General features: G+C 70.1%; 7 protein-coding genes and 1 riboswitch. Of the genes, 3 read left to right on the top strand and 4 right to left on the bottom strand.

Annotated features, from left to right (window positions below; translation table 11 throughout):
- Positions 1-143: 143 nt before the first annotated feature.
- Positions 144-1208, bottom strand: a complete 1065-nt coding sequence (locus ACFWGJ_RS05820) for an NlpC/P60 family protein (protein ID WP_387321322.1) — start codon at positions 1206-1208, stop codon at positions 144-146.
- Positions 1209-1648: 440 nt separating this feature from the next.
- Between ACFWGJ_RS05820 and ACFWGJ_RS05815 the strand changes: the two genes are divergently transcribed.
- Positions 1649-2002: a hypothetical protein gene (locus tag ACFWGJ_RS05815; RefSeq protein ID WP_387321321.1), complete on the top strand. Its 354-nt coding sequence runs from the start codon at positions 1649-1651 to the stop codon at positions 2000-2002.
- 79 nt (positions 2003-2081) lie between these two features.
- On the opposite strand, the gene ACFWGJ_RS05810 is transcribed toward ACFWGJ_RS05815, so the two are convergent.
- Positions 2082-3230 (bottom strand): NlpC/P60 family protein, encoded by a 1149-nt coding sequence (locus tag ACFWGJ_RS05810; RefSeq protein ID WP_387321320.1) that lies wholly within the window; start codon positions 3228-3230, stop codon positions 2082-2084.
- A 6-nt stretch (positions 3231-3236) separates the two neighbouring features.
- A riboswitch (cyclic di-AMP (ydaO/yuaA leader) is annotated at positions 3237-3410 on the bottom strand.
- Between the two features lie 486 nt (positions 3411-3896).
- Here ACFWGJ_RS05810 and pcrA point away from each other — a divergent pair.
- The gene (gene pcrA / locus ACFWGJ_RS05805; protein ID WP_387321319.1) at positions 3897-6446 is read left to right on the top strand and encodes a DNA helicase PcrA; all 2550 of its coding nucleotides are present in this window, start codon (positions 3897-3899) and stop codon (positions 6444-6446) included.
- A gap of 84 nt (positions 6447-6530) precedes the next feature.
- On the opposite strand, the gene ACFWGJ_RS05800 is transcribed toward pcrA, so the two are convergent.
- Complete coding sequence (locus ACFWGJ_RS05800; RefSeq protein WP_387321318.1) at positions 6531-8210, bottom strand: M23 family metallopeptidase; 1680 nt, start codon at positions 8208-8210, stop codon at positions 6531-6533.
- Positions 8211-8551: 341 nt separating this feature from the next.
- The gene (locus tag ACFWGJ_RS05795; protein WP_387321317.1) at positions 8552-9457 is read right to left on the bottom strand and encodes a lipase family alpha/beta hydrolase; all 906 of its coding nucleotides are present in this window, start codon (positions 9455-9457) and stop codon (positions 8552-8554) included.
- A gap of 510 nt (positions 9458-9967) precedes the next feature.
- On the opposite strand from ACFWGJ_RS05795, the gene ACFWGJ_RS05790 reads away from it, so the two are divergent.
- The gene (locus ACFWGJ_RS05790) at positions 9968-10378 is read left to right on the top strand and encodes a cobalamin B12-binding domain-containing protein (RefSeq protein WP_189769631.1); all 411 of its coding nucleotides are present in this window, start codon (positions 9968-9970) and stop codon (positions 10376-10378) included.
- Positions 10379-10599: the final 221 nt, after the last annotated feature.

Here is a 10599-nt window from a genome sequence, read left to right as displayed (position 1 = left end):
GACCGCCGACCGCCGACCGCCGACCGCCGACCGCCGACCGCCGACCGCCGACCGCCGACCGCCGACCGCCGACCGCCGACCGCCGACCGCCGACCGCCGACCGCCCAGCCGACGCCGGGCGGCGGGGCAGTGGGAGGTCTGCCTCACGCCACCCGCGTCGCCCCCGCGAACGGCATCTCGTCGATGGGCGCGACCCGTACCGGCGCCGACGGGTTGGGCGCGTGGACCATCTGCCCGTTGCCCACGTACATCCCCACATGACTGATGCCCGAGTAGAAGAACACCAGGTCACCGGGTTGGAGTTCGGAGCGGGAGACGCGTTGGCCCGCGTTGATCTGCGCGTATGTCGTCCGGGGCAGCGAGATGCCCGCGGAGCGGTACGCGGCCTGCATCAGCCCCGAGCAGTCGAAGGCGTCGGGACCGGTGGCCCCCCACACGTAGGGGCTGCCGAGCTTCCCGTAGGCGTACGAGACCGCTGCCGCCGCCCGGGAGTTGGGCGCGGTCGTGGAAGGGGAGCCCTGGCCGAGGGTGCGGGAGGCCTGGCCGGAACGAGAGGCGCGTGCCGTGTCCGGGTCGTCCGCGCCGATGCGGGCGCGGTCCGCGTCCGGCAGCTGAGACAGCAGTTGGCGGGCCTCGCCGAGCTTGCCGGTGACCGTCTTCTTGTGGCGCTTCAGGTCCGCCTGTCGCGCCTTGAGCGAGGTGAGTTCGATGTGCGCGGCACCGCGCAGCTGCTCGATGTCGCGCAGCTGTGTGCGTACACGGGAGACCGCCGAGGCCTGCCTGCTGCCGGCCCGCTCGGCGAACGCGGCCCCCTCCAGATACTGATCGGGGTCCGAGGAGAGCATCAGCCCCAGCGCGGGGTCGATGCCGCCGTCCCGGTACTGGGCGGTCGCGAGCGAACCGAGCGCGTCACGTTCGGAGTTGAGCCGTTCCGTCTTGCGCGCGGCCTCGTCCTGCAGCGTGCCGAGCCGGTCGGCCGCCTTCGTGGACTTCTCCTTGGCGCCGTTGTACTTGTCGGTGGCGACCTCCGCCTCCTGGTACAGCTTGTCGACTTTCGCCTTCACCTGGGCCGGCGTGAGCTCGGGTGCGGCGACCCCCGTCCCGTCGAACGCCGTCGCGCTCGCCGCACCCGCGAGGGCGATGGTGAAGGCGGTGCGGGCCGTACCGCCGCCGAGTGAGCGCTGTCTGGGCTTGCGGTGCGCTGCCACGTGCGATCCACGTTCCTTCCGTAGCCGCCGAGGCACTGGTGCGTCCACGGCGGTGGCCCTCAGGGGCTGGTTGCACGTCCGGCGGCAGCCCGCACAGGGGGAGCGGACCGCCGCCGGACCTCTTGGCGGTGGTGCCGACTGCCGCCCTGGCCCGGGCGGTTGTGGTGGGGAGCCGGTCACCTGGGGAAGGACGCTAAACCTCACGACACGCCGGCGGTAACGGCATGTACGGAACTGGTGGCACTCGGCCACGAGCTGACCGGGTGCGACCGTGATCCGGGCCCGGTGCCGGCGACTTGGCGTGAGGGGGTGACCGATGGGCGCGTTGTGGGGGAGCGGTACACCCGACGGTGCTATGGGCTCCGCCCTGGGCCCGCGAGAGGCCCGGGCCGCGGGCCGGTGCGGAGCGGCATGCGGGCGTCCGGTTAGGGTCCGGGCTCATGGACGTACTCATTCATGTCTTCGTCGCCCTGCACATCATCGGCATCGCCTCCCTGCTGGGCGGCTTCCTCACCCAGCTGAAGGCCATGGGCGACGGCACGGCCCGCTTCACCCCCGCCATGCTCCACGGCGCGCTGACCATGCTGGTCACCGGCGCGGTCCTCGTCGGCCTCAACCAGGCCGACGACCAGACCGTCAACAACGTCAAGATCGGCGTGAAGCTGGCGCTCCTGGTCGTGATCCTCGGCCTCGTCTACGTCAAGCGCGACGACGAGAAGGTGGAGAAGGGCCTGTTCGCCCTGGTGGGCGGGCTGACCACGGTGAACGTCTTCATCGCGGTGCTCTGGACCTGAGCGGCCCGGGCGACCGCCCGGAACACGGAAGGGGTACGGCACCCAGGTGCCGTACCCCTTCCGGTGTCCGTGTGAGCCGCTAGCCGGGCCGCACCACGCTGTGGATCGGCATGTAGTAGATCGACTCCTCGCGGACGTACGCACCCGGCTTCGGGGCGTGGATCATCATGCCGTCGCCGATGTAGATGCCGACGTGGCTGATGTCGTCGTAGAAGAAGACCAGGTCGCCGGGCTGGGCGTTGTCCACGGAGACCGTCGTGCCGGTGTTCACCTGGTCCCACGTGGTGCGCGGGAGCGTCACACCGGCGGCCTTCCAGGCGGCCTGCGTCAGACCGGAGCAGTCGTACGAGCCGGGACCGCTCGCGCCCCAGACGTACGGCTTGCCGATCTGGGCGCGGGCGAAGGCGAGTGCCTTGGCCGCCTTGGTGGAGGAGGCGGAGTCCGAGCCCGCCGTGCTGCCGGTGCCCGTACCGGTACCGGCTCCCGTGCCCTGCGTCGCCGCCTCCTGGCGGCGGCGCTCCACGTCGGCCGCCTGCTGCCGCGCCAGCTCGTCCGCCTTGCGCCGGGCCTCCTCCTGCTTCTGCCGCTCGATCGCGGCCAGGCGGGCCTTCTCCTCGGCGGTCAGCTTCGACAGGAGCTCGCGCGCCTCGGCGAGCTTGCGCTGGACGTCCGCCTTGGACGTCTTCAGCGTGCTCTGCGTCGTGGTGAGCGTCTCCAGGCCCTCGGAGGCCTCCTGCCGCTTCTTCGACGTGGTGGCCCGCTGGGTGACGTACTCGTCGACGGCCTGCTTCTGGCGGGCGGTCAGCCGGCTCATCAGCTGGGTCTGGTCGAAGTAGTCCTGCGGGTTGTCCGCGAGGAGGAGGGAGGCCGTGTCGGGGGCGGAGGCACCCGTGCGGTACTGCGCGGCGGCGAAGGTCCCGAGCGCCTCGCGCGCGGAATTGAGTTTCTCCGTACGCTGCGCCACGTCGTCGAGCAGCGTGGCGACGCGCTTGCGCTGCTTGGTGGTCTTCTCCTTGGCCGCGTTGTACTTCTCGGTGGCCGTACCCGCCTGCTGGTAGAGGTCGTCGATCTTCTTCTGGACTTCCTCCGTGCTCGGCCTGGGCTCCGCGGCGGGCGAGGCGTCCGCCGTCTGGGAGAGCAGGGCGACCGAGGTCAGGGCCGCGGTGGCGAGGGCAGGTGTCCGGATGCCCAGGGAACTGGGGGGCCGCGACTTGCGGTGTGGCGCCACGAGGGCGTCTCCTTCCGTCATCCGCCTACCGAGTTAGCTGTCGGGTTCGGGCGAGTGCTTCGGAAGGTTTGCCCTACGGTCCGTGTCCCACGAGGGAGTTCGGACCGATTCACCCCAGGATCGGTTGGGTCCCCGGTTCCGGAGGCCACGAGGGCATGCCGGATTCGGCGGAGCCCGCTCGGCCCGGCGTTGTTCGCCGGTGCGGGTCGAGCGGCCTACGCGAAAGTTAGCCAATACGTGTGGCACCTGTGAAGTTTGATGTGCGATATGCCCGATACATTTTCGTGACCTGAGCCACGGGAGTCACCCGCCGACGTCAATTGGTCGCGATGTGATCCGAGTTGTCCCGGAGGGGAACAGGGCGCGCCCTGTCTTCACACGGATATACGGAGGCCATCCGTACGCGGTTCAGGTGCCGGCGAAGTTCCGGCCGGGCGGCCGGGCGGCCGGGCGACTGAGCAGCGAGGCGGCGGGTCGGCGGGGCAGAGGTGCGTACCGCTGTACCGCTGGTATCGCCGCACCCGGTGTCGCTGCCGTGGCGGCCACCGTGTGTAATGGCGTGCTCATCACCGGTGAAGCTCTGCCCTTGGCTCACCCGGCCAGGAATCCGCCGAGTTTCCGGGGTGGCGGCCGGGTGTCAGTGGGGACGCCTAGACTCGGAGAGCGATGAGCAGCCTCTTTGATGACAGCTTCCTGGCGGACCTCAAGCCCTCCGGGGCCCACGGGGAAGAGCCCCCGCCGCCGCCCGAGGACGAAGCGCCGGACCACGGTCCGGACGACCTGTTCGGCGGGCGCTTCGACGTGCCTCCGAGCAGGGACGGCCACTACCGCGACGGCGCGCCCCGGCCGTTCGTGGACCCGGCCGCGCTCCTGGACGGGCTGAACGAGAACCAGCGCGCGGCGGTGGTCCACCACGGCTCCCCCCTGCTCATCGTGGCCGGTGCCGGCTCCGGCAAGACCCGTGTGCTCACCCACCGCATCGCCCACCTGCTGGGCGAGCGCAAGGTGCATCCCGGCCAGATCCTCGCGATCACCTTCACGAACAAGGCCGCGGGCGAGATGAAGGAGCGCGTCGAGCAGCTCGTGGGCCCCCGGGCGAACGCGATGTGGGTGATGACCTTCCACAGCGCCTGTGTGCGGATCCTGCGCCGCGAGAGCAAGAAGCTCGGCTTCACGTCGTCGTTCTCGATCTACGACGCAGCCGACAGCAAGCGGCTCATGGCCCTGGTCTGCCGTGACCTGGATCTCGATCCCAAGCGCTTCCCGCCGAAGTCCTTCAGCGCCAAGATCTCGAACCTGAAGAACGAGCTGATCGACGAGGAGGACTTCGCCGCCCAGGCCTCCGACGGCTTCGAGAAGACCGCCGCCCAGGCCTACGCGATGTACCAGTCGCGGCTGCGCGAGGCGAACGCGCTGGACTTCGACGACCTGATCATGACGACGGTCAACCTCCTGCGCGCCTTCCCGGACGTCGCCGAGCACTACCGCCGCCGCTTCCGCCACGTCCTCGTGGACGAGTACCAGGACACGAACCACGCGCAGTACTCCCTCGTCCGGGAGCTCGTCGGCAGCGCCACGGACACCGTGGCGCACCCCGAGGACGTACCGCCGTCGGAGGGCGACCTCCCGCCGGCCGAACTGTGCGTCGTCGGTGACGCCGACCAGTCGATCTACGCCTTCCGCGGCGCGACGATCCGCAACATCCTCCAGTTCGAGGAGGACTACCCGAACGCGACGACGATCCTGCTGGAGCAGAACTACCGCTCCACGCAGACGATCCTGACCGCCGCCAACGCGGTCATCGAGCGCAACGAATCACGCCGCCCGAAGAACCTGTGGACGAACGCCGGCGCGGGCGCGCGCATCACGGGCTACGTCGCCGACACCGAGCACGACGAGGCGCAGTTCGTCGCCGAGGAGATAGACCGTCTCACCGACGCGGGCGACGCGAAGGCCGGCGACGTCGCCGTCTTCTACCGTACGAACGCCCAGTCCCGTGTCTTCGAAGAGATCTTCATCAGGGTTGGCCTGCCCTACAAGGTCGTCGGCGGTGTCCGCTTCTACGAGCGCAAGGAGGTCCGGGACGTCCTCGCGTACCTGCGGGTGCTCGCGAACCCCGAGGACTCCGTACCGCTGCGCCGCATCCTGAACGTGCCCAAGCGCGGTATCGGCGACCGCGCCGAGGCGATGATCGACGCGCTCTCCCAGCGCGAGAAGATCAGCTTCCCGCAGGCGCTGCGCCGCGTCGACGAGGCGTACGGCATGGCGGCCCGCTCGACGAACGCGGTCAAGCGGTTCAACACGCTGATGGAGGACCTCCGGACGATCGTCGAGTCCGGCGCGGGCCCGGCGACCGTCGTGGAGGCGATCCTCGAACGCACCGGCTACCTCGCCGAGTTGCAGGCCTCCACCGACCCCCAGGACGAGACCCGCATCGAGAACCTCCAGGAACTCGCCTCCGTGGCGCTGGAGTTCGAGCAGGAGACGGCCGGCGGCGAGACCGCGGGCACGGCGGCGGCGAACGAGGGCGAGGGCGCGGCCGAGGCCGGTACGCCGACCGGGCTCGCCGCCTTCCTGGAGCGGGTGGCCCTGGTTGCCGACTCCGACCAGATCCCCGACGAGGACGAGGACGGCTCCGGGGTCATCACCCTCATGACCCTGCACACCGCCAAGGGCCTCGAATTCCCGGTCGTCTTCCTGACCGGCATGGAGGACGGCGTCTTCCCGCACATGCGCGCCCTCGGCCAGACCAAGGAGCTGGAGGAGGAGCGGCGCCTCGCGTACGTCGGCATCACCCGCGCGCGCGAGCGGCTCTATCTGACGCGGGCGTCGATGCGCAGCGCGTGGGGGCAGCCCTCGTACAACCCTCCGTCCCGTTTCCTGGAGGAGATCCCGGAGGCGCATCTGGACTGGAAGCGCACGGGTTCCATGGGAGCGGTGGCTTCCGGTCCGGTCGGCGGTGTGGCGGCCTCCCTGTCCTCCTCCCGCTCGCGCTCGGCGGCCTCGGGCGCGTCCGGCTTCGCGACGCGCCGCGGCTCCTCGGAGAAGCCGGTGGTGTCGCTGGCGGTCGGAGACCGTGTCACCCACGACCAGTTCGGCCTCGGCACGGTGGTCGGCGTGAAGGGCATGGGGGCGAACGCGGAGGCGACGGTCGACTTCGGCGGCGAGAAGCCGAAGCGCCTGCTGCTGCGGTACGCGCCGGTGGAGAAGCTGTAGGCAGCGGGACGGGCCTTGCGGGCGGGGCCGCCGACCGGGCGGCTTCGCCGGTCCGGGGGCCCTCCGAGCCGGCGCTCGCAGATCCTAGGAGGGGTCGATGCCGTGGCTGCGCAGCCACGGAAGCGGGTCGATCGCCGAACCGCCGCCCGGGCGCACCTCGAAGTGGAGGTGCGGGCCGGTGGAGTTGCCGGAGTTGCCGGAGTACGCGATCGGGTCGCCGGCCTTCACGACCGCGCCCGAGGCGACCTTGTACGTGGACAGGTGGCAGTACCAGGTCTCCGTGCCGTCCTTGGCCGTCACGATGACCATGTTCCCGTAGGCGCTGTTCCACTGCGTACGGACCGTTCCGTCCGTCGCGGCCATCACCGTCGTGCCGTACGAGACCGGGAAGTCGATACCGGTGTGCACGGACATCCAGTTGATACCGGCCTGGCCGTAGTAGGCGCTGAGCCCGTGCCGTGCGACCGGCAGCGCGAACTTCGGACGCAGCCGCTCCTTGCGGGCCGCCTCGGCCGCCGCCTTCTGCTTCTCGGCGGCCTGCTCGGCCTTCAAGTCGATACGTTCCTGCGTGCGGCTCGCCCGGTCCGCGAAGTCGTCCGCGTCCGCGGAGAGGCTTTCGAGCTGGGCGTCCAGCTTGTTGTTCGCGACCGACGGTTTCACGGTGCCGGCATCGGGTGCGGCGGCCGTCGTCTGGACATCGTCTCCGCCGTCGCCACCGGTGACGGACGCGGCGGCGATACCGGCGACACCCATCACACAGGCCGACGGGACGGCGATCGTCAGCAGCGCGGAGCGCTTGGGCGGTGTGCGGCGGCGCGAGCGGGAAGCGGAACGGTTCGCCGCTCGGGACCCGGCGCGACCTGCGGCGACGGGAGTGATCTCCTCGACGCCGTCGAGCAGGTCGGGCTCGTCGTCGGCGTCGTCGTGCTCGTGGGTACGAGCGTGCGGGTCGGAGTCCGCGTCGGCATCGCCGGGTCCTGAGTGTTCGAACTCGCCCTGCGCGGCCACCCGTTCCTCGTACGGCAGCTGCTCGAACGTGGCGGTGGCCTGCTGGTGGAACGATTCGCGCTGGTCGTACGCGTCCTGCTGGTCGTACGACTCGTGCTGCGGGTGGGACTGGTGCTGCGGGTGGGACTGGGGCTGCTCGCCGCCGTCCGAGTTCCACGCCGTCGCGTCGTACGTGCCCGTCTCGAAGGTCGGCGCCGTCCACTGCTGGGTGGGGTCGGCCTGCTCGGCCTGGTGCCAGGCGTTCGCGTCCCACTGCCCGGTGCCGTCGGGGCTGCCGCCCTGCGTCGGGATCTCGCCGAGCTGCTGATAACCGGCGTCCGGCCAGACACCGCTCGTGTCATAGCTGCCGGTCTCGTAGGCCGCGTGGTGCTGGGCCGCGTACGGGTCGTAGTTCAGGGTCTGGTGACTGCCGGTGGAATCAGTCCAGTTACCGCTGTGGGCCGCCCCGGTCGTGGTGCCGTACGAACCCGTCCCGCCGCCGCTCCCGTCGGTTCCGCTTCCGTTGCCGGGCAGATCGCCGAAGAGGGGATCGGTGTCGAACGTGGCCGTGGCGTAGGCGCCCGTCATGTCGTAACCACCTGTCGTGCTGTACGAACCGGTGGCGGCCGGGTCAAAACCGGTGGCGGGGTATCCGTCGTAGGTGGTGAAGTCGCCGTACTGGACCCCCTGCCCGCCGTGGGACGCGTAGTGCGCCGAGGCGGCATCGGGAGCCGGAGCCGGGGGAGTTACGGTCCCCGACGGGTGACGGTCGTTCACCAACTTCTCTTTCGCCTCGACAACAGGGGCTGGCAGAGCAGTGCGGCGACTGTACCCGGCGGTATGCGGGCGCGACAATCTTCAACAGGTTTCCTCCTCTCAGGAAAGGGGCATTCGGATGCCTTTCGGCGGAGGATGGGCAGAGCTTTGGCCTTGCGTTCGATGAATGTTCGAAGAAAAGACGCCTTCGAAGGCGAACTCGGCTTCCGCTTAGGAGCTTTCCGCCGCTCCCCGTTGCCCCGGTTCGGGGCGGATCGACTCCGGACGTCCGCTTCCGGTTGAGCCTTCGCGGATGGCACCGGGTTTCCACGGACGGGATGTCCCCGGACGGGCCCTCTCGGTCACGCCACTGTCAGGCCGCCGGTGTGAGCGGCGGCGCGGGCGGTTTCCTCCTCGGAGTCCAGGGCCTGGCGTATGCCGGCCGCGACCGCCGGGTGCACCGGCAGGGCGAGATGTCCGATTCCGCTCACGCGCACGTTCTGGGCGAGCAGATCCGGATGCTCGATGCACGCCGTCTCCAGCGGGACCATCAGCTGGTCCAGGTCGCTCCAGAAACTCACGAACCGCGTACGGCAGTGCGGGGCGGGCTTGCGCAACTCTTCGAGTACGCCGGAGCCCGGGCGCATCTGCCGGACGATCGGATGCGCGTTCATCAGCGGTACGACGCGGGTGCCCGCATGCGGTGTGCCCAGGGTGACCAGGGTCCGGACGCGGACGTCACCGCCCAGGCGCTGCACGTAATAGCGCGCGATCAGCCCGCCGAGACTGTGCCCGACGATGTCCACCTCCTGGCGGCCGGTGCGCTCGCAGATCTCCTCGATGTGCCGGCCGAGCAACTCGGCTGCGGTCCGTATGTCGCAGGTCAGCGGGGAGTAGTTGAGCGACTCGACCTGCTGCCTGCCGTGCTGGGCCAGGGAACGGCGCAGCAGCACGAAGACCGAGCGGTTGTCTATGAAGCCGTGCAGCAGGACGACCGGGGGTTTGTCCGCGGTGGGCAGCCGGGCGGCGTCGGCCGTGCCGTCCGCGTCGAGATCCGGGTCGGGCAGGTCGGCCAGGGACCGGGCCGGGATCGGGGACCGGCGACGCTCCGGGGTGATGCCGGACGGATAGAGGACGAGATGACCGGCGAGGATCGCGATCTCCAGAGCCGTCGCCTTCAGCAAGGTCAGTGAGAGCCCGGCCAGTCTCGTGGGCAGCAGGCGCTGGCACAGTGGAAGAAAGGGCAGCAGTGCCCTGGTGACCTTCATGGCCGACCTCCCGTCGGCGCACGGCAGGAACCCTCTGTCCCCCGTGTGCCCTCGTGGGAAGCCGATGGGTGAGGACGGCGACGGTGCACGTGCGGCGTGGGTGACGCCGGTGGAGCGACGGGCCGGCCGTCGTCGTGCGATCGCCGATACGCCGCACCACCCCGTCGCGCGGCTGACGGCGCGGAGGTGCGGAGACCTCGTAGCGGTTTCCCTTGCGCCCGTCCCGGGTGCGAACCGTGTGTCGCGGTGTGCGGGATCGATGCGCTGCGAACTTGTCCCACCGTGTGATTTCCCCCTCGGTCTCCACCGCGAAACTGCCGGTTGCGGGATGGTGCAGATAACGTTCGTTCACTTCCCCGGACCGTGCGGTGCGGGGTGGCTGTGCCGGGCATGTCCGAGATGCATGCTTGGAACGGACGCGGCGGCGGGTCGCCGGCGCGGTGTGGCGATCGTCGTCGCTGGTCGAAACAGATCTCTGCAGATCGGTGTAGTCGGTTCATGGAGGCAGTGATGGGTGTGGCAACCGGTCCGATCCGCGTGGTAGTGGCCAAACCGGGGCTCGACGGACACGATCGCGGGGCGAAGGTGATCGCGCGGGCGCTGCGGGACGCGGGTATGGAGGTCATCTACACCGGCCTCCACCAGACGCCCGAGCAAATCGTGGGCACGGCGATCCAGGAGGACGCCGACGCGATCGGGCTGTCCATCCTGTCCGGCGCGCACAACACGCTGTTCGCCGCGGTCATCGAGCTCCTGAAGGAGCGCGACGCCGCGGACATCAAGGTGTTCGGCGGCGGGATCATCCCTGAGGCGGACATCGCGCCGCTCAAGGAGAAGGGTGTCGCGGAGATCTTCACGCCCGGGGCCACGACCACGGCCATCGTGGACTGGGTCCGGGCGAACGTGCGCCAGCCTGTGTAGTTCTGCGCCCGGCTCATTGGCCGAGGGCCTGGTGTGCGGGGTTTGGTGCGGGTCCGTTGTGGCTGGTTGCGCAGTTCCCCGCGCCCCTGGGTGGGTGGGCCTGGTGTGTGTGGGTGGGTGCGGGTCCGGTGTGGCTGGTTGCGCAGTTCCCCGCGCCCCTGGGTGGGTGGGGGTGGTGGTGTGGGGTTTCGTGCGGGTTCGTTGTGGTTGGTTGCGCAGTT

It is taken from the genome of Streptomyces sp. NPDC060205, from assembly GCF_042728395.1.
In the GTDB taxonomy this organism is placed as follows: Bacteria; Actinomycetota; Actinomycetes; order Streptomycetales; family Streptomycetaceae; genus Streptomyces.
The sequence above is the reverse complement of the archived record's forward strand: the minus strand, read 5'-3'. Positions and strand labels throughout refer to the sequence as shown.

Excerpts from the sequence above, each read along its gene's own strand:
- ACFWGJ_RS05790 (WP_189769631.1), top strand. The coding sequence starts at position 9,968 with ATGGGTGTGGCAACCGGTCCGATCCGCGTGGTAGTGGCCAAACCGGGG.
- ACFWGJ_RS05795 (WP_387321317.1), bottom strand. The coding sequence starts at position 9,457 with ATGAAGGTCACCAGGGCACTGCTGCCCTTTCTTCCACTGTGCCAGCGC.
- ACFWGJ_RS05815 (WP_387321321.1), top strand. The coding sequence starts at position 1,649 with ATGGACGTACTCATTCATGTCTTCGTCGCCCTGCACATCATCGGCATC.
- pcrA (WP_387321319.1), top strand. The coding sequence starts at position 3,897 with ATGAGCAGCCTCTTTGATGACAGCTTCCTGGCGGACCTCAAGCCCTCC.